The organism is Streptomyces sp. JJ38, from assembly GCF_019303475.1.
Lineage (GTDB): Bacteria > Actinomycetota > Actinomycetes > Streptomycetales > Streptomycetaceae > Streptomyces.
Genome location: NZ_JABLSI010000072.1, coordinates 1 through 17,667, shown reverse-complemented (window position 1 = coordinate 17,667; position 17,667 = coordinate 1). Strand labels below are relative to the sequence as shown.

General features: G+C 74.6%; 18 protein-coding genes. 14 read left to right on the top strand and 4 right to left on the bottom strand.

From position 1 onward, the window contains the following. From HPT28_RS25245 to HPT28_RS25235, 3 genes are all read left to right on the top strand, one after another. Window positions 1–909, top strand: a 909-nt coding sequence (locus tag HPT28_RS25245; RefSeq protein ID WP_374227016.1) for a hypothetical protein, incomplete at its 5' end; no start/stop codon positions are given. Then, window positions 906–2,108 carry a type VII secretion-associated serine protease mycosin gene (gene mycP, locus HPT28_RS25240; RefSeq protein WP_374227015.1) on the top strand — a complete coding sequence of 401 codons (1,203 nt, stop codon included), beginning with the start codon at window positions 906–908 and terminating at the stop codon, window positions 2,106–2,108. The genes HPT28_RS25245 and mycP, both read left to right, overlap by 4 nt. Before the next feature lie 23 nt (window positions 2,109–2,131). Further along, window positions 2,132–2,881, top strand: coding sequence for an SseB family protein (locus tag HPT28_RS25235; protein WP_219094081.1), 750 nt, complete (start codon window positions 2,132–2,134; stop codon window positions 2,879–2,881). Here HPT28_RS25235 and HPT28_RS25230 read toward each other — a convergent pair. Then, window positions 2,859–3,272 carry a DUF1844 domain-containing protein gene (locus tag HPT28_RS25230; protein ID WP_219094079.1) on the bottom strand — a complete coding sequence of 138 codons (414 nt, stop codon included), beginning with the start codon at window positions 3,270–3,272 and terminating at the stop codon, window positions 2,859–2,861. The genes HPT28_RS25235 and HPT28_RS25230 overlap by 23 nt on opposite strands. A 490-nt stretch (window positions 3,273–3,762) precedes the next feature. Here HPT28_RS25230 and infC point away from each other — a divergent pair, with 490 nt between their 5' ends. The 7 genes from infC (at window position 3,763) to pheT (ending at window position 11,162) form a co-directional block, all read left to right on the top strand. After that, complete coding sequence (gene infC / locus HPT28_RS25225) at window positions 3,763–4,377, top strand: translation initiation factor IF-3 (protein WP_219094083.1); 615 nt, start codon at window positions 3,763–3,765, stop codon at window positions 4,375–4,377. A 117-nt stretch (window positions 4,378–4,494) separates the two neighbouring features. Continuing rightward, window positions 4,495–4,689, top strand: coding sequence for a 50S ribosomal protein L35 (rpmI, locus tag HPT28_RS25220; protein WP_014175142.1), 195 nt, complete (start codon window positions 4,495–4,497; stop codon window positions 4,687–4,689). A gap of 107 nt (window positions 4,690–4,796) precedes the next feature. Continuing rightward, window positions 4,797–5,180: a 50S ribosomal protein L20 gene (gene rplT, locus HPT28_RS25215; protein WP_219094077.1), complete on the top strand. Its 384-nt coding sequence runs from the start codon at window positions 4,797–4,799 to the stop codon at window positions 5,178–5,180. 109 nt (window positions 5,181–5,289) lie between these two features. Then, complete coding sequence (locus tag HPT28_RS25210) at window positions 5,290–6,105, top strand: RNA methyltransferase (protein ID WP_219094074.1); 816 nt, start codon at window positions 5,290–5,292, stop codon at window positions 6,103–6,105. Window positions 6,106–6,238: 133 nt separating this feature from the next. Continuing rightward, window positions 6,239–7,309: a sensor histidine kinase KdpD gene (locus HPT28_RS25205; RefSeq protein WP_219094072.1), complete on the top strand. Its 1,071-nt coding sequence runs from the start codon at window positions 6,239–6,241 to the stop codon at window positions 7,307–7,309. A 182-nt stretch (window positions 7,310–7,491) separates the two neighbouring features. Next, window positions 7,492–8,625 (top strand): phenylalanine--tRNA ligase subunit alpha, encoded by a 1,134-nt coding sequence (gene pheS, locus HPT28_RS25200; RefSeq protein ID WP_219094070.1) that lies wholly within the window; start codon window positions 7,492–7,494, stop codon window positions 8,623–8,625. Beyond that, the gene (gene pheT / locus HPT28_RS25195) at window positions 8,625–11,162 is read left to right on the top strand and encodes a phenylalanine--tRNA ligase subunit beta (protein WP_219094068.1); all 2,538 of its coding nucleotides are present in this window, start codon (window positions 8,625–8,627) and stop codon (window positions 11,160–11,162) included. Before pheS ends, pheT begins: the two co-directional genes overlap by 1 nt. A gap of 98 nt (window positions 11,163–11,260) precedes the next feature. Here pheT and HPT28_RS25190 read toward each other — a convergent pair whose 3' ends face one another. Next, window positions 11,261–12,124, bottom strand: coding sequence for a 3-hydroxybutyryl-CoA dehydrogenase (locus HPT28_RS25190; RefSeq protein WP_219094066.1), 864 nt, complete (start codon window positions 12,122–12,124; stop codon window positions 11,261–11,263). A gap of 244 nt (window positions 12,125–12,368) precedes the next feature. Between HPT28_RS25190 and HPT28_RS25185 the strand changes: the two genes are divergently transcribed. Further along, entirely contained in the window at window positions 12,369–13,592 is a 1,224-nt protein-coding gene (locus HPT28_RS25185) for a glycoside hydrolase family 10 protein (protein WP_219094064.1), read from the top strand. An 80-nt stretch (window positions 13,593–13,672) separates the two neighbouring features. On the opposite strand, the gene HPT28_RS25180 is transcribed toward HPT28_RS25185, so the two are convergent. Then, on the bottom strand, window positions 13,673–13,870 hold the full coding sequence (locus HPT28_RS25180; RefSeq protein WP_219094062.1) for a DUF1918 domain-containing protein: 198 nt from the start codon (window positions 13,868–13,870) through the stop codon (window positions 13,673–13,675). 24 nt (window positions 13,871–13,894) lie between these two features. Next, window positions 13,895–14,971 (bottom strand): DMT family transporter, encoded by a 1,077-nt coding sequence (locus HPT28_RS25175; RefSeq protein WP_219094060.1) that lies wholly within the window; start codon window positions 14,969–14,971, stop codon window positions 13,895–13,897. Here HPT28_RS25175 and HPT28_RS25170 point away from each other — a divergent pair. The 3 genes from HPT28_RS25170 to HPT28_RS25160 all read left to right on the top strand — a co-directional run bounded on the left by HPT28_RS25170 (window position 14,970) and on the right by HPT28_RS25160 (window position 17,541). After that, window positions 14,970–16,424 carry a PLP-dependent aminotransferase family protein gene (locus tag HPT28_RS25170; protein WP_219094058.1) on the top strand — a complete coding sequence of 485 codons (1,455 nt, stop codon included), beginning with the start codon at window positions 14,970–14,972 and terminating at the stop codon, window positions 16,422–16,424. The genes HPT28_RS25175 and HPT28_RS25170 overlap by 2 nt on opposite strands. Before the next feature lie 42 nt (window positions 16,425–16,466). Continuing rightward, window positions 16,467–16,886, top strand: a complete 420-nt coding sequence (locus HPT28_RS25165; protein WP_219094056.1) for a GNAT family N-acetyltransferase — start codon at window positions 16,467–16,469, stop codon at window positions 16,884–16,886. Window positions 16,887–16,947: 61 nt separating this feature from the next. Further along, window positions 16,948–17,541 (top strand): histidine phosphatase family protein, encoded by a 594-nt coding sequence (locus HPT28_RS25160; RefSeq protein WP_219094054.1) that lies wholly within the window; start codon window positions 16,948–16,950, stop codon window positions 17,539–17,541. Window positions 17,542–17,667: the final 126 nt, after the last annotated feature.

Here is a 17,667-nt window from a genome sequence, read left to right as displayed (position 1 = left end):
GCCCGGCCCGCGCTCCCCGCCCAGGCCGGCCCGGTTGCGCCGGAGCGCGTCCCGCGGGCGGTGCCCCCGTCGCCGGACACCGCGACCGCGCCGTCCTGGCCGCCCACGGGCCTCCCGGACGCACCGCCCCTGCCACCCGCCCGGCGCCGGCGCTCCCGTACGGCCGCGGCGGCGCTGTGCCTCGTCCTGGGCGTGGGGCTGCTGGGCGGTTCCGCCGTCGGTGCGTGGGTCAGCAGCGGCCCGCACGGCGAGCCCTCGGTGGAGGAGACCTTCTCGGCCTCCCGTGACCTGTGGCGCGAGCTGCCGGTCGACGCGATCTTCCCGGCCGAGCTGGCAGGAGAGGGCGCCGGCCCCGGCGGTGCCGACCGGCACTGGATACGCGTGGCCGTCGCCCCCGACAGCGGCTGCGACCAGGCCTTCGACGAACTCCTGGGCAAGGCTCTCGCCCCGGTGGGCTGCCGTCGTCTGCTGCGTGCCACCTACATCGACGAGACCTCCTCGGGCCTGACCACCGTCGGCATCGTCTTCACCAAGGCCGACCTTCCCGGCATGCGCGACCTCCACGCGCGGTTCGCGGACGAGGACGGCGAGCACCTGCTCTCCCGGACGGACCTCATGCCCCGCCCCTACGCGGAGCCCGGAACCGACGCCGCCGGATTCGGGGACGCCCAGCGGGCGACCTGGACGGTCCACGTCCGCACCGACCTCCCGGTCGTCGTCTACGCCGTCTCCGGTTTCGCCGACGGCCGCACCGTGAGCGACCCCCAGCCCGCGGAGCGGGCCGTCGCCGAGGGCGAGACGAGCGCCGCCGCCCAGTCCGGCCTCGGCCACGCCGCCGAGGGCGTCGCCCGCCTCGTCGAGCGGGGCCTGCTGGACGCCGCCCGCGAGGCCGTGGAGGAGGGCCGGTGAACAGCTTCGAAGGCATCCGACCCACCCGTGCCGCCCGCCTCGCGCGCGCCGCTCTGTGTGCCGTCCTGCTCGTGCTGCTGCCGTTGGCCCCCGCACCCGCCGCGCACGCCGACACCATCCGGGAGCGCCAGTGGGCGCTGGACGTGGTCGGCGCGCGGGAGGCGTGGGAGACGACGCGGGGCGCGGGCATCACCGTCGCCGTCCTGGACACCGGAGTGGACGCGAGCCACCCCGACCTGGCCGGCGCCGTCCAGGGCGGCCGGGACCTGGTGGGCATCGGAGCCGAGCCGGGTGACGAGGAGTGGGCCCGGCACGGCACCGCCATGGCCGGCATCATCGCAGGGCGCGGCCACGGGCCGGACCGGGGTGACGGCGTCATCGGCATCGCTCCCGAGGCCGAGATCCTGCCCGTGCGGGTGCTGCTGGAGGAGGAGGATCCGGCGCGGGAGAGGGCCCAGGAGGCCGAAGGCCCCAGCATCCTGGCCACCGGGATCCGCTGGGCCGTCGACCAGGGCGCCGACGTCATCAACCTCTCCCTCGGGGACGACAGCGCCTCCGCGCACCCGGACCCGCAGGAGGACGCCGCCGTCCGGTACGCACTGAGCCGGGGCGTCGTGGTGGTCGCGTCGGCGGGGAACGGCGGCAAGGACGGCGACCCCGTCTCCTACCCGGCCGCCTACCCGGGGGTCATCGCCGTGACGGCCGTGACGTCGGAGGGCGTCAGGGCGGACTTCTCCACCCGGCGCTGGTACGCCACCGTGGCCGCGCCGGGCAAGGACGTCGTCACGGCCGACCCGGACCGCCGCTACTACCAGGGCTGGGGCACCAGCGCCGCGGCGGCCGTCGTCTCCGGCACCGCGGCGCTCGTCCGCTCCGCCCACCCGGAGCTGAGCCCCGCCCAGATCAAGCGACTTCTGGCCGACACCGCGAACGGCACGCCCGCCGGCGGGCGCAGCGACGCCCTGGGCACCGGGGTGGTGGACGCCGCCGGCGCGCTCGAGGCGGCCGCGGCCCTGGAGCCGGAGGCCCAGCGGCCCGCGCCGCGCGGCTACGGCTCCGAGTACTTCGGGCCCGGGCCCGCCCCCGAGTCCGGCTTCCGGCCCCTGTGGGCGGCGTTCGGCGCGGGCTTCGCCGGCCTCGTCCTCGTCGGCTGTGCCGTCGGCCTCTACCTCGGCGGCCGCCCGCCCCGTCGGCCCTGAGGGACGGCGGATACCCTCGTCGGGTGGCGCTCAAGAACATTCCCGACCCCGGCTTCGCCGACGACGACGGCTCGGCCGACCCGGCGCTGGCCGAGGCCCTGTCCGCCTGGTCCGCCGACCGCGGCGCCGAGCCGCGGGTGCTGGAGGCCCTGCGCGGCGCCCGGCTGCTCGTACCCGTGGTGGCCCTGCTGGGCGAGGTCGAGACGGGACCGGACGGGCTGCGCCGCGAGAAGACGAGCGACATGGCCGTGCCCACGCTCACCGCGCCCGGCGGGCGCAAGGCGCTCCCCGTGTTCACCTCCACGGACTCGCTGGCCCGCTGGCGGGAGGACGCCCGCCCGGTGGCGGTGGATCTCGCCCGGGCGCTCCAGGCCGCCGCCCACGAGCGGGCCGACACGCTCGTCTTCGACCTGGCCGGGCCGGTCACCTACCCGCTCACGGGCGCCGCGCTGCGCGCGGTGGCCGCGGGGCGCACCGGTGGCGCAGGGCCGGTGGGTGAGCCGGCCGTCGCGGAGGCCGTGCGTGCGGTCCTCGCCGCGGAGCCCGAGGTCGCCGGGGCGCATCTGGCGCCGGGCGGGCGCGCCGACGGGACGCTGGCGCTGCGGCTGGTGCCCGGGGCACCGGCGAAGGAGGCGGTCGCCCGGATCGCCCGCGCGCTGGCCGCCGACGCCGTGCTCCGCGAGCACCTGGTGCGCGGCCTGGACCTGGCACTGCTGCCGCCGGAGGCGGAGCTGCCGGGAGAGCCGCTGTTCAGCCGTACACCGGGCCGGTGAACTTCTCGCCGGGGCCCTGGCCCGGCTCGTCCGGGACGACGGACGCCTCACGGAAGGCGAGCTGGAGCGACTTGAGGCCGTCCCGCAGCGGCGCCGCGTGGTAGGAGCCGATCTCGGTGGCGCTCGCGGTCACCAGGCCGGCGAGGGCCTGGATGAGCTTGCGCGCCTCGTCCAGGTCCTTGTGCTGCTCGCCCTCCTCGGCCAGGCCCAGGTTGACGGCGGCGGCGCTCATCAGGTGCACGGCGACGGTGGTGATGACCTCCACGGCCGGGACGTCGGCGATGTCGCGGGTCGCGGCGTCGGGGTCGCGGGGCTGAGCGGCGCCGGTGCCGTCGGCGGGCGCGGTGGCCTCGGAGGTGTCCGGACCGGGGGCGGGGGCGGCGTCGCTCATCGTTCTTCGCTTCCTGGGGGCCTGGGGGATGTGTCGGGGGATGGCCGGAGCCGGCGGGCTCACGGGGATCGCGGGACCAGCCTAGGCCGGTCCCGCCGGGAAGCCCCGCGCGGGCCCCGCACCGGACGGGCGCGGTGCCGGTGGGGGTCATGTACCATGGGACGCGACCGGCCAGACGTCTGCGTGAAGGCACGGTGCGAGTCCGGGACCAGCCCAAGGCGGCGAGTCCGGGGTCAGCATGGTGGAAGCGCGGTTGTCCGGCCCGCAAGTGGAGGCTCCATCTCCCACCTGATCGGCTTCACGGTCGGCAGGTCCCAGGTCAGGTCGCGCCCCGCGGTGAACGCGGCGGTGCTCCGGTCCGCTCGGAGCCCCGTCTTGTGTCCCGTCCGGGGCGTTTCTCACGTCGCGCCCATGACGGGGCGGTCTCACCACACAGACACGTGACGCGGCTGTCGGCCAGGCAGTTGCGTGGTGCTACCTAGGAGGCCCCATCAGCGCCGAGCCCCGCATCAACGACCGGATTCGCGTCCCCGAGGTGCGACTCGTCGGTCCCAGTGGCGAGCAGGTCGGCATCGTGCCGCTTGCCAAGGCCCTGGAGCTCGCACAGGAGTACGACCTCGACCTCGTCGAGGTGGCCGCGAACGCCCGGCCTCCCGTGTGCAAGCTCATGGACTACGGGAAGTTCAAGTACGAGTCGGCCATGAAGGCCCGTGAGGCGCGCAAGAACCAGGCGCACACGGTCATCAAGGAGATGAAGCTCCGGCCGAAGATCGATCCGCACGACTACGACACCAAGAAGGGTCACGTCGTCCGGTTCCTCAAGCAGGGTGACAAGGTCAAGATCACGATCATGTTCCGCGGTCGTGAGCAGTCGCGTCCGGAGCTGGGCTACCGGCTGCTGCAGCGCCTCGCGGAGGACGTCCAGGAGCTGGGCTTCGTCGAGTCCAACCCCAAGCAGGACGGCCGCAACATGATCATGGTGCTTGGCCCGCACAAGAAGAAGACCGAAGCCATGGCCGAGGCCCGGCAGGCGCAGGCAGCCCGCAAGGAAGCCCAGCGAGGTGCCGCTCCCGCCGAGACCGCCGAGGAGCCGGCCGAGGCGTGAGCCTCGCCGGGGCCGAAGGCCCCGGCAACGTCCCACCGATAGAGCTGACGTTCCCGCCTGCCCGCTCACCGCGAGCGGAGCCGACGGGAACGCCACCGACGAGGAGAGAACGGCGACATGCCGAAGAACAAGACGCACAGTGGTGCGAGCAAGCGCTTCAAGCTCACCGGCTCCGGCAAGGTGATGCGGCAGCGCGCCGGCCGCCGCCACCTTCTCGAGCACAAGCCGTCGACGCTGACGCGCCGTCTTGCGGGCAAGACCGAGATGGCTCCGGCCGACGCCAAGAAGATCAAGAAGCTTCTCGGCAAGTGACCCGTCGGCCCGCCCCACGCCGGGGCCGGGCCGGGGCCGAAGTCCGGGACCTCATCGATGTCCGGGCCGTGTGAGTCCTCCACGGCCCCGCTACAAGGAGTTAACACGTGGCACGCGTCAAGCGGGCAGTCAACGCCCACAAGAAGCGCCGGGCGATCCTCGAGCAGGCCAGCGGCTACCGTGGCCAGCGCTCGCGCCTGTACCGCAAGGCGAAGGAGCAGGTCACCCATTCCTTCGTCTACAACTACAACGACCGCAAGAAGCGCAAGGGCGACTTCCGCCAGCTGTGGATCCAGCGGATCAACGCCGCCGCCCGGGCCAACGGGATGACCTACAACCGCTTCATCCAGGGCCTGAAGGCCGCCGAGGTCGAGGTGGACCGCAAGATCCTCGCGGAGCTCGCCGTCAACGACCCGAACGCGTTCGCGTCCCTCATCGAGGTCGCCAAGAAGGCGCTTCCGAGCGACGTCAACGCGCCGAAGGCCGCCTGAAGCACCGGCTGAACCCTTCAGCGTCAGCGGACCCGCAGGCCCAGCGCCTGCGGGTCCGCCGCATGTCCGGCCCGACCCCGTACCGACGAAAAGCGAGAGACGCCGCGCCATGGGCACCGCCGACCTGATCTCCCCGCGCAACCCCCGGGTCGTCTTCGCCCGACGGCTCGCCCGGCGCGCCACCCGGGTCAGGGAGCGCCGCTTCCTGGCCGAGGGCCCGCAGGCCGTGCGCGAGGCCGTCGCCCACGGCGACACCCTCACCGAGCTCTTCGCCACCGCCGAGGCGGCCGAACGGCACCCGGACATCCTCGACGCCGCCCGGGGCGCGGGCATCCGGATCTCCCTCGCCTCCGAGGCGACGATGGCGGACATCTCGCAGACCGTCACCCCGCAGGGGCTCATCGGGGTCTGCCGTTTCCTCGACGTCCCCTTCGACGACGTCCTGGCCGCCCGCCCGCGCCTCGTGGCCGTCCTCGCACACGTGCGCGACCCCGGGAACGCCGGGACGGTGCTGCGCTGCGCGGACGCCGCCGGGGCCGACGCCGTCGTCCTCACCGACGCCTCCGTTGACCTGTACAACCCGAAGTCGGTGCGCGCTTCGGTCGGCTCCCTGTTCCATCTGCCGGTGTGCGTCGGCGTCCCGGTGGAGCGGGCCGTGGCGGGCCTGAGCGAGGGCGGGGTGCGCGTGGTGGCCGCCGACGGCGCCGGTGACGTGGATCTCGACGACGAGCTCGACCGGGGCACGATGGCCGCCCCCACGGCGTGGATCTTCGGCAACGAGGCCTGGGGGCTGCCGCCCGAGACCCGGGCCCTGGCCGACGAGGTGGTCCGGGTCCCCATCCACGGCCGCGCCGAGTCCCTCAACCTGGCCACCGCCGCCGCCGTGTGCCTCTACGCCTCGGCGCGGGCCCAGCGCCACGGCTGAGCCTCGGTACCCGTCCGGCGCCGTCCCGGCTCCGAAGCATGTACGGCGGAGCTCCGGGCGGTGCGGTGACGCCGCGGGGCGCCGGTGAGTAGGGTTCCGCCACGGGGAAAGGCCGAGGGGGAAGGGGGACGACATGCCGGACGCGGTCTGGTGCGGGGTGGACCCGGACGATCTGCCCGACGGGCTGGTCGTCGCGGACGAGCACCGACGGGTGATCTGCTTCAACCGTGCCGCCGCCCGCATCACGGCGCGGCGCCCCGACGAGGTACTGGGCGACCGGGTCGAGCGGGTGCTGCCGCTGGAGGACCTCGACGGGCGCCGCTGGTGGCAGCTGACGGACCCCTACGGCGGGCTGTCGGTCCGCCGGGGGCAGCCGGAGTGCAACCTGCTGCTGCCCGGGGGGCGCGAGGTGCTCGTCTCCGCGCGCTACGTGCGTGCCGTGCCCACCGGGCCGCTGCACCGGCTGATCGTGTCGCTGCGCGGCACCGAGGCCCGCCGTCGCACCGAGCGCAGCCACGCCGAGCTGATCGCCACCGTCGCGCACGAGCTGCGTTCCCCGCTCACCTCGGTGAAGGGCTTCACGGCGACGCTCCTGGCCAAGTGGGAGCGGTTCACCGAAGACCAGAAGCGGCTCATGCTGGAGACGGTGGACGCCGACGCCGCCCGCATCAGCCGGCTCATCGCCGAGCTGCTGGACATCTCCCGCATCGACTCCGGGCGGCTGGAGCTGCGCCGCCAGCCCGTGGACCTCGTCGCGGCCGTCTGCCGGCACGTCGAGGGGCACCTGGCGGCGGGGGAGCCGCGCGAGCGCTTCCGGCATGACGTCACCGGGCCGCTGCCGCGGCTGTGGGCCGACCCCGACAAGGTCGACCAGGTACTGAGCAACCTGCTGGAAAACGCGGTGCGGCACGGCGCGGGTACTGTCACCATCGAGATAGCGCCCGCACAGCCCTGCCGGGCGGTCAGGGAAGGAATCACCGTCACCGTGAGCGACGAAGGCCCCGGCATCCCGGAGGAGTCCATGAGCCGCGTGTTCACCCGCTTCTGGCGGGGCAGCAAGCGCGGCGGCACCGGGCTGGGCCTCTACATCGTCAAGGGCATCGTGGAGGCGCACGGCGGGACGATCACCGTCGGCCGCTCGGTTGCCGGAGGCGCCGAGTTCCGATTTACCCTGCCCGTGGGAGTCCCGGCCGTCCTGGCGTGATCCGCCGGGCCACCGAGCCCGTGGTCCGCCGGGATCAGCCGAGCGTCACCCGCGGGCTGCTCCGCGTCCAAGTCCAGGCGCCCCGCCCCGTAGACTCGTGCCCCGGCACCGCCCGCGCCCTCAACCGGTGTCGGCGCGGCTCACAGCGCAAGGCGTCAGCCAATTCGGAAGTACGGGAAGAGATGTCGGCACCCAACAAGTCGTACGACCCGGTCGAGGTCGAGGCACTGAAACCGGAAGCCATCGAACGAGCGCAGCAGGAGGCGCTCACCGCCATCGCCGAGGCGGCGGACCTGGACGCGCTGCGCGAGGTGAAGGCGGCCCACACCGGTGACCGTTCCCCGCTGGCCCTGGCCAACCGCGAGATCGGCGCGCTGCCGCCGCACGCCAAGGCGGACGCGGGCAAGCGCGTCGGCATGGCCCGCAAGGCCGTGAGCAAGGCGCTGGTGGCCCGCCAGGAGGTCCTGGAGGCCGAGCGGGACGAGCGCGTCCTGGTCGAGGAGGCGGTGGACGTCACGCTGCCCTACGACCGTCGGCCCGCCGGGGCCCGCCATCCGCTGACCACGCTGATGGAGCGGATCGAGGACGTCTTCGTGGCCATGGGCTACGAGGTCGCCGAGGGCCCCGAGGTCGAGACCGAGTGGTTCACCTTCGACGCCCTCAACATCGGGCCCGACCACCCGGCGCGCACCATGCAGGACACCTTCTTCGTGTCCAGCGGGCACATGGAGGCGGGCGACGGGGACGAGTCCGGCGTCGTCCTGCGCACCCACACCTCCCCGGTGCAGATCCGCGCCCTGCTGGGGCGGGAGCTCCCCGTCTACGTCATCTGCCCCGGCCGTGTCTTCCGCACCGACGAGCTGGACGCCACCCACACCCCGGTCTTCCACCAGGTGGAGCTGATCGCGGTGGACGAGGGCCTGACCATGGCCGACCTGAAGGGCACGCTGGACCACATGGTGCGGGCGCTCTTCGGCCCCGGGATGAGCACCAGGCTGCGCCCGAGCTACTTCCCCTTCACCGAGCCGTCCGCCGAGATGGACATGGTGTGCTACGTCTGCAAGGGCGCCTCGGTGGGCGACCCCGAGCGCCCGTGCCGCACCTGCTCCTCGGAGGGCTGGATCGAGCTGGGCGGCTGCGGCATGGTCAACCCGCGGGTGCTGACGGCCTGCGGCGTGGACCCGGAGAGGTACAGCGGCTTCGCCTTCGGGTTCGGGATCGAGCGGATGCTGATGTTCCGCCACAACGTCGAGGACATGCGAGACATGGTCGAGGGTGACGTGCGCTTCACCCGGCCGTTCGGGATGGAGATCTGATGCGGGCCCCGCTTTCCTGGCTGCGGGAATACGTCGACCTGCCGGCCGGTGTGACCGGACGGGACGTCGCGACGAAGCTCATCGCGGCCGGCCTGGAGGTCGAGACCGTCGAGCAGCTCGGCGCCGACCTGACCGGCCCGCTCGTGGTCGGCAGGGTGCTGGCCATCGAGGAGCTGACCGAGTTCAAGAAGCCCATCCGCTACTGCCAGGTGGACGTGGCCGACGCCAACGGCACCGGCGAGCCGCAGAACATCATCTGCGGCGCGACGAACTTCGCCGTGGGCGACAAGGTCGTCGTGGTGCTCCCCGGCGCGGTGCTGCCGGGCAACTTCGAGATCTCCGCGCGCCGCACCTACGGCAAGGTCTCCGAGGGCATGATCTGCTCGGCCCGCGAGCTGGGCATCGGGGAGGACCACGACGGCATCGTCGTGCTGCCGCCCGAGTACGAGCCGGGCACGGACGCCGTCGAGCTGCTGGAGCTGCGCGACGAGGTGCTCGACATCGCGGTCACCCCCGACCGCGGCTACTGCCTGTCGATGCGCGGCCTCGCCCGGGAGACGGCCACGGCCTACGGGCTGCCGCTGCGCGACCCGGCCCTGCTGGACGTCACCGCCCCCGGGGACTACGGCCCCGAGGTCGACGTCGCCGACCCGCGCGGCTGCGACCGGTTCGTCGCCCGCGCCGTCACCGGTGTGCGGCCCGAGGCCCGCTCGCCGATCTGGCTCCAGCGGCGGCTGCAGAAGGCCGGGATGCGTCCCATCTCGCTGGCCGTGGACATCACCAACTACGTGATGCTGGAGCTCGGCCAGCCGCTGCACGCCTACGACCGCGGCCGGATCGAGGGCGCCATCGGGGTGCGCCGCGCGCAGCAGGGCGAGAAGATCGTCACGCTCGACGGGGTGACCCGCGCGCTCGACCCGGAGGACCTGGTCATCGCCGACGACTCCGGCCCCATCGGCATCGCCGGTGTCATGGGCGGGGCCCACACCGAGATCACCGACGCCCACGACGCGCTGATCGACCCGGCCACCGGCCAGGCCGAGGGCACCCGGGACGTCGTCATCGAGGCCGCCCACTTCGACCCGGTCACGGTGGCGCGGACGGCCCGCCGGCACAAGCTCGGCTCGGAGGCGTCCCGGCGCTTCGAGCGCGGCGTCGACCCGGAGGCGGCGGCCGCCGCCGCCCAGCGCGCCGCGGACCTGCTGGTGCTCCTCGCGGGCGGCACGGCCGAGGCCGGGGTCACCGAGGTGCGCGCGGCCGCCGAGCCGCAGGCGATCACCCTCGCCGCCGACCACCCGGACCGCGTCGCCGGGGTCTCCTACGGCCGCGAGGCCGTCGTCCGCCGCCTGCAGCAGGTCGGCTGCGACGTGACGGGCACGGACGAGCTGACCGTCACCCCGCCGAGCTGGCGCCCCGACCTCACCGACCCCAACGACCTGGCCGAGGAGGTCATCCGGCTGGAGGGCTACGCGAACCTGCCCTCCACGCTGCCCCGCCCCCCGGCCGGCCGCGGGCTCACCGAGGCGCAGCGGCTGCACCGCAGGGTCGGCCGGGCGCTGGCCGGTGCCGGGTACGTGGAGTCGCCGAACTACCCGTTCCTCGGGGACGCCGCCTTCGACCGGCTGGGGCTGCCCGCCAAGGACGCGCGGCGCCGCACCGTCGCCCTCCTCAACCCGCTGTCGGACGAGGAGCCCCTGCTGCGCACGACGCTGCTGCCGGGTCTGCTCGCCGCGCTGCGCCGCAACGACGGCCGCGGCAACCAGGGCGGTCTCGCCCTCTTCGAGACGGGCCTGGTCTTCCGGCCCACCGGTGAGGAGCGGCCCGCGGTGCGGCTGCCCGTCGACGCCCGTCCGAGCGACGCGGAGGTCGCCGCGCAGGACGCCGCGCTGCCCGCGCAGCCGCTGCGGGTCGCCGCCGTCCTGGCCGGGGCCGGCGAGCAGAGCGGCTGGTGGGGCAAGGGCCGGCCGGCCACCTGGGCGGACGCCGTCGAGGCGGCCCGCGTCGTGGCCCGGGAGGCCGGCGTGGAGCCCGAGATCGTCGCCGACCGGCACGAGCCGTGGCACCCGGGCCGGTGCGCCGCGCTGTACGTCGACGTGGACGGCGCGCGCACGCTGCTCGGCCACGCCGGCGAGCTGCACCCGCGGGTGACCAAGGCGTTCCAGGTGCCCGCCCGCACGGCGGCGATGGAGCTGGACCTCGACGTGCTGCGCCGGGCCGCCGCCGGGGCCGTCCAGGCGCCGAGCGTGTCCACGTTCCCGGTGGCCACGCAGGACGTCGCCCTGGTCGTCGCGGACGAGGTGCCCGCCGCCGAGGTGGAGGCCGCGCTGCGGGCGGGAGCCGGTGAACTGCTGGAGTCGCTGCGGCTGTTCGACGTGTTCACCGGTGAGCAGGTCGGCGGGGGTCGCAAGTCCCTCGCCTACGCCCTGCGCTTCCGCGCGGACGACCGCACGCTGACCGCCGAGGAGGCCTCGGCCGCACGGGACGCCGCCGTGGCTTCGGCCGTCGCGGCTACCGGAGCGGAGCTCCGCGGCGCCTGAGCGGCGCGAACGGAAGGGCCCGGTGGGCGGATCCCCAGGATCCGCCCACCGGGCCCTCGTGCGTCAGCGGGCCGTGGCCCGCCGGCCGCGTCGCTCTGTCAGCCGGAGTACGGGTAGAAGCCCGCGCCGGTCTTGCGGCCGAGCCGACCCGCGTCGACCATGCGCTGGAGCAGTGGGGGAGCGGCGTACAGCGGCTCCTTGAACTCCTCGTACATGGAGTGGGCGACCGAGGCGACGGTGTCCAGCCCGATGAGGTCGGCGAGCTTGAGCGGACCCATCGGGTGGGCGCAGCCCATCTCCATACCGTTGTCGATGTCCTCCCGGCTGGCGGTGCCGGACTCGAACATCCGGATCGCCGACAGCAGGTAGGGGATCAGCAGGGCGTTCACGACGAAGCCCGAGCGGTCCTGCGCGCGAATGGCGTGCTTGCCCAGCACCTTCGTCACCGCCGCCTCGGCGCGGGCGACGGTCTCCTCGCTGGTGGTCAGCGCGGGGATCAGCTCGACGAGCTGCTGTACGGGGGCCGGGTTGAAGAAGTGGATGCCGAGCACCTGGTCGGGGCGGGACGTCGCCACGGCCAGCTTGACCAGCGGGATCGAGGAGGTGTTGGAGGCGAGGATCGCGTCCTGCCGGGTGACGACCTGGTCGAGCACCTGGAAGATCTCCGTCTTCACCTGCTCGTTCTCCACGACGGCCTCGATGACGAGGTCGCGGTCCGCGAACTCGCCCAGGTCGGTCGTGAACGTCAGCCGCGCCAGGGTCGCGTCCCGCTCGGCCTCGGTGATCTTGCCGCGCCCGGCGGCGCGGTCCAGGGAGTTCACCAGCCTCGTCCGGCCGAGCTCCAGCGCCTCGCCGGTGGTCTCTGCGACCATGACGCTCAGTCCGGCCCGCGCGCACACCTCGGCGATGCCGGCGCCCATCTGGCCACAGCCCACCACTCCGACGCGTTCGATGTCGGTCACATCGTGCCTTTCGCTCTTGGTCCCGGTCGCGACGCACTGCCGCGAGGGTGGTGGCCGCGTCGCATCGGCGTCGACGTTACCCCGCTCCGCGGGCGCCGTGAGGCCCGGGTGCGTGGTTCGTCCGGAACGGCGGGATTTCCCGTCCGCCCCCGGCCCGCCCGCGCGTTCCGCGCCGACCGGGGGATCGACGGGTGCATTCTGGGCATACTCACCTGTAGTAGCGGATCAGTGACAAGGGGGCGTGATGGGGCACGTCACGCGGCGGGCGTTCACGGCGGTGGCGGCGGCGCTGCTGTCCGGCACGCTCGCCTCGGTACGGGACGCGCACGCGGACCCGGTGGCGGGCGGCCGGATCCGGCGGGGCTTCCCGGTGCGGGGCCTGTGGATCGCCACCGTCGAGAACATCGACTGGCCGCGGGTCCCGGGGCCGGACGCCGCCGCCCAGCAGCGGGAGCTCGTGGAGCTGCTGGACCTGGCGGTCGAGCGGCGGCTGAACACCGTCATGTTCCAGGTGCGGCCCTCCGCCGACGCCCTGTGGCCCTCGCCGTACGAGCCGTGGTCGGCCTGGCTGACGGGGGAGCAGGGGCGCGACCCCGGCTGGGACCCGCTGGCCTTCGCCGTCCGGGAGGCACACGAGCGGGGGCTGAAGCTGCACGCCTGGTTCAACCCCTACCGCGTGGCCAACCACGGGGACCGGGAGCGCCTGGCCGCGCACCACCCGGCTCGGCGGCATCCGGACTGGGCAGTGCCCTACGGGGGCAAGCTCTACTACAACCCGGGCCTGCCGCACGTGCGCCGCTTCGTGCAGGACGCGATGTTCGACGCCGTCGAGCGCTACGCAGTGGACGGCGTGCACTGGGACGACTACTTCTACCCGTATCCGGTCGCCGGGGAGACCTTCGACGACGACGAGGCCTTCCGCCTCTACGGCCGGGGCTTCACGGACCGGGCCGCCTGGCGGCGGGACAACGTGGACCGGCTCGTGCGCGAGGCGGGCGAGCGGCTGCGCGAGGTCCGGCCGGAGGCACGCTTCGGGGTGAGCCCCTTCGCCGTCTGGCGGAACGCCGACACGGACCCGGCGGGCTCCGACACGCGAGCCGGCGTGCAGACGTACGACGACCTGTACGCCGACACGCGCGGGTGGGTACGCGACCGGCTGGTCGACTACATCGTGCCGCAGGTGTACTGGCACCTCGGCTTCCCGCCGGCCGACTACGCCACGCTGGTGCGCTGGTGGGACGAGGTGTGCCGGGGCACCGGGGTCGAGCTCTACATCGGTGAGGCGCTCTACAAGGTCGGGCTCGAGGGCCAGCCCGAGCCCTGGCACGATCCGGCCGAGCTCTCCCGCCATCTGACGTTCTGCCGCCACCAGCCCCGGGTGAAGGGCCACGTGTTCTTCTCCGCGCGGCACGTCGCGGCCGATCCGCTCGGTGCGATGAGCCGGGTCGTGGCCGACCACTACCGGTAGGCCGCCGGGGCCGGTGGACCGTCGGCGCCGGTGGCCGCCCGTGGCGTTGGGCCGCCCGCGAGTGCGGGCGGCCCGTCGGCTCAGCGCCCGGCCTGCTTCTCGTGCCGGACGACCGAGTCGGGGCCGGGGGACATCACCGTCTCGTGGCCGTCCTGGGAACGCACCCGGTAGGGGGGCTCGCCGTTCGAACCGAGCACTTCGACGATCTCCACCGTGTGGTCGTGCTGCCCCACGACCCGGCCGTGGACCACCAGTTTGTCGCCCTTTTCAGCGTGCATGTTCGCGCCTCCGTACTGCCGGATTCATCCGCGTCCGTGCCAGTTTAGGGCGGACCGCGCACCCCGCCCACCGGGCGCGCGCCCGGTGGGCGGGGCGGAGCCGCGGGTGGCGGAGCGCTGGGTGACGACGATGCAGCCCAGCACGGCGACCGCCGTCAGCGGGGCGAGCGCGCCCGGGGCCTCGCCGAGGAGCAGGACCGCCCATCCGAGGGTGAGCAGCGGCTGGGCCAGCTGGAGCTGGCTCGCGCGGGCCACGCCGATGGTGGCCATGCCCCGGTACCAGATGGCCATGCCGAGGGTCTGCGAGCCGATGACCAGCCAGGCGAGTCCGGCCGCGGCGGTCCATCCGAAGTGCGCGGGCTCCACGGTGAGGGCGAGCAGCGCGCCCGGCACCGCCAGCGGCAGACAGGCCACCAGCGCCCAGCAGATGACCTGCCACCCGGGCATCTCGCGGGCGAGCCGGCCGCCCTCGGCGTACCCGGCGGCGCAGACGAGCAGGGCCGCGAACAGGAAGCCGTCGGCCGCGGTGAGCCCTCCGCCCCCGTGCCACAGCGCGAAGGCCACCACCACGGCGGCGCCGGTGAGGGCGGCGGCCCAGAACGGCCACGGCAGCCGGACGTGGTGCCGCCAGGCGCTGTATGCGGCCGTCGTCAGGGGCAGCAGGCCCACCACGACGGCGGCGTGGGAGGTGCTGGACGTCTGCAGGGCCAAAGTGGTGAGCAGCGGGAAGCCGACGACGACTCCGGTGGCCACCAGCGCCAGCCCGGCCCAGTGGCGGCGGGCGGGGACGGGGACGCGGACGGCCAGGAGACAGCCCAGGGCGAGCAGTCCGGCGAGGGCGAGCCGGCAGCCGGTCACCGACCAGGGGCCCAGGCCCTCCAGGGCCCAGACGGTGCCGGGGAAGGTCAGGGAGAAGGCGAGCACCCCGAGGGCGGCCAGCAGGCTTCCCCAACCGGTGCCGGTGCCAGTGCCGGTGCGCCGGTCGGCGGGCGCGGCGTGCGCGGGGATGCCTCCGGCCGGTGCGGGGGCCGCGGTGTCGGGGCTCGAAGCGGTGGTGACCGCTATCGTCCGCTCGGCGATAGCGCTATCCTTGGCTCTCATGAATCAGAGTAGCAGTGTCGCCGAGTTGGCCAGAAACCTGCGATCTGAGCTGAACCGCTACTCCATCGGGGAGCGGCTGCCCTCGAGCCGGGCGCTCGTCGACCGGTTCCGGGTCAGCCCCGTCACCGTGAGCCGGGCCCTGGCCCAGCTCGCCGCCGAGGGGCTGGTCGTCACCCGTCCGGGCGCCGGGGCCTTCCGTGCGGCGCCCGCCGAGGCCGAGGCCCTCGCCGGGCAGCGCGGCGACACCTCCTGGCAGGAGGTGTCGCTCAGCGCCGAGTCCGCGGCCGACCAGGTGCCGCGCACCGTCGACGCCACCGGGCTGCTCACCACCCTCAGCCCGCCCGGAACCGGCGTCATCGGGCTGCACGGCGGCTATCTGCCCGCCGCGCTGCAGCCCGAGCGCGCCCTGTCCGCCGCGCTCGCCCGCGCGGGGCGGCGGCCGGACGCCTGGCGGCTCCCGCCCCTGGGCGGCGTGGCCGAGCTGCGGTCCTGGTTCGCCCGCGAGATCGCCGGCCCGGGCGGCACCCGCACCGCGGACGAGGTGATCGTGACCGCGGGCGGCCAGAGCGCCATCACCACGGCACTGCGCGCCCTCGCCCCGCCGGGCGCGCCGGTTCTCGTCGAGTCGCCCACCTACCCCGGACTGCTGGCCGTCGCCCGCGCCTCCGGACTGCGCCCCGTGCCCGTTCCGGCCGACGCGGACGGGGTCCGGGCCGACCTCCTCGCCGACGCCTTCCGGGCCACCGGGGCCCGGGTGTTCGTGTGCCAGCCCCTGTTCCAGAACCCGACCGGCGCGGTCCTGGCCCAGGAGCGCAGGGCCGCCGTCCTGTCCGCCGCCCGGGCGGCCGGGGCGTTCATCGTCGAGGACGACTACGCCCGTCGGCTGGCGCACGAGGACGCGGGGGAGCCGCCGCCCACCCTCGCCGCCGAGGACCCGGACGGCGTCGTCGTCCACCTGTGCTCCCTGACGAAGGTGACCTCGCCGAACCTGCGGGTGGGTGCCATCGCCGCCCGTGGTCCGGTGCTGGAGCGGCTGCGGGCCATCCAGATCGTCGACAGCTTCTTCGTGCCCCGGCCGCTCCAGGAGGCCGCGCTCGAACTGGTCGGCGCCCCCGCCTGGCCACGCCACCTGCGGGCCGTCGCCACCGAGCTTCGGGCCCGCCGCGGTGCCCTGCTGTCCGCCCTCGCGGCCGAACTGCCCGAACTCGTCCCCTCCCACGTCCCCCGGGGCGGGTTCCAGCTATGGCTGCGGCTGCCGCCGGGCGCGGACGAGTCCGTCGTCACCGCGAACGCCCTGCGTGCCGGGGTGGCGGTGGCTCCCGGCCGGCCCTACTTCGCGGCCGAGCCGCCCGCGCCGCACCTGCGGCTTTCCTTCGCCTCCGCCGCCGGGCCCGCCGAACTGGCCGAGGGCGTCCACCGACTGCGGGCCGCCGTCCCGGCCCCGGCCGGTTAACCCGGTTGTCGCGGGCGGGCCGGGCTTGAAAACCTGCCGATCATGAACGACGGCTATGAGATCTCCACCGACCCGGCCCGGCTCGACGTCGAACGGCTTCACCACTGGTTGTCCACGGACGCCTACTGGGCCCTGGGCCGCAGCCGTGAGCAGCAGGAGCGCGCCATCGCCGGGTCCCTCAACTTCGGCGTCTACGCGGCCGCCGACGGGCGGCAGATCGGCTACGCCCGGGTCGTCACCGACCGGGCCACGTTCGCCTGGCTCTGCGACGTCTACGTCGACCGCGCGGTGCGCGGCACGGGCGTGGGCGGCGCGCTGGTCGAGGCCGTCTGCGCCGAGCTGGAGCCCGACGGGCTGCGCCGCATCCTGCTGGCCACCGCGGATGCCCACGGCCTCTATGCCAGGTTCGGCTTCACGGGCATGGCCGAACCGGAGGGCTACATGACGCGCGGCATGCCGTGAGGGCCTGAATCGGTCTGCCGGAAGGATCGAACATACGCGCCGATCGCTCTACGATCGCGCAATGCGCGCCCGACTCACGCTGCTCGCCGCCGCCCGGAGCGCCCCCCTGCTGGACACCCGGTTCGACGACGACCGGCCCCTGGACGACGCCGACTGGCTGGAGCTGCGGCGGCTGGCCCCCGCCTTCGGCTCCCTGGCCGCCGCCGAGCTGCGCTACTGCTCGCCCTCCGCGGGCTGCCGCGACACGGGCCGCGCCCTCGGGCTGGCCCCCCTCGCCCAGCCCGCCCTGCGCGACTGCGACATGGGCCGCTGGACCGGCCGCACCCTGCGCGAGGTCATGGCGTTCGAGCCGCGCGCCGTCGCGGCCTGGCTGGCGGACCCGTTCGCGGCCCCCCACGGCGGCGAGTCCCTGGCCGACTTCATCGCCCGGGTCGGCTCCTGGCTGGACACCCGTCCCGTGCCCGACCCCGGCCGTGGGGACGTCCCGGACAGTGAGGGCTCCATCGTCGCCGTCGCCGAACCGGCCGTCGTCCGCGCCCTGCTGTGTCACGCCCTGACAGCGTCCCCCGCCGCCTACTGGCACCTGGACGTGCGCCCACTGGCCACCGTCGCCCTGACCGCCCACGCCGGCCAGTGGACCGTGGCCGTGACGTGAACCGTGACGCCGGGGGAGGGGCCGGCGCGGATCTCAGGCGTCGCCGCGGCCCGCGGTCCGCGCGGGCGACCGCTGCCCGGGGGCTACGAGCGGCGTCGCGGTCGGCCGCGCCCGCTCCCGCGCGCG

Bases quoted from the DNA above. Each gene is read 5' to 3' on its own strand.
- HPT28_RS25165 (WP_219094056.1), top strand. From the start codon at position 16,467: ATGAACGACGGCTATGAGATCTCCACCGACCCGGCCCGGCTCGACGTC.
- HPT28_RS25210 (WP_219094074.1), top strand. From the start codon at position 5,290: ATGGGCACCGCCGACCTGATCTCCCCGCGCAACCCCCGGGTCGTCTTC.
- HPT28_RS25160 (WP_219094054.1), top strand. From the start codon at position 16,948: ATGCGCGCCCGACTCACGCTGCTCGCCGCCGCCCGGAGCGCCCCCCTG.
- HPT28_RS25175 (WP_219094060.1), bottom strand. From the start codon at position 14,971: ATGAGAGCCAAGGATAGCGCTATCGCCGAGCGGACGATAGCGGTCACC.
- HPT28_RS25185 (WP_219094064.1), top strand. From the start codon at position 12,369: ATGGGGCACGTCACGCGGCGGGCGTTCACGGCGGTGGCGGCGGCGCTG.
- rpmI (WP_014175142.1), top strand. From the start codon at position 4,495: ATGCCGAAGAACAAGACGCACAGTGGTGCGAGCAAGCGCTTCAAGCTC.
- pheS (WP_219094070.1), top strand. From the start codon at position 7,492: ATGTCGGCACCCAACAAGTCGTACGACCCGGTCGAGGTCGAGGCACTG.
- pheT (WP_219094068.1), top strand. From the start codon at position 8,625: ATGCGGGCCCCGCTTTCCTGGCTGCGGGAATACGTCGACCTGCCGGCC.
- HPT28_RS25170 (WP_219094058.1), top strand. From the start codon at position 14,970: ATGAATCAGAGTAGCAGTGTCGCCGAGTTGGCCAGAAACCTGCGATCT.
- HPT28_RS25180 (WP_219094062.1), bottom strand. From the start codon at position 13,870: ATGCACGCTGAAAAGGGCGACAAACTGGTGGTCCACGGCCGGGTCGTG.
- HPT28_RS25205 (WP_219094072.1), top strand. From the start codon at position 6,239: ATGCCGGACGCGGTCTGGTGCGGGGTGGACCCGGACGATCTGCCCGAC.
- HPT28_RS25230 (WP_219094079.1), bottom strand. From the start codon at position 3,272: ATGAGCGACGCCGCCCCCGCCCCCGGTCCGGACACCTCCGAGGCCACC.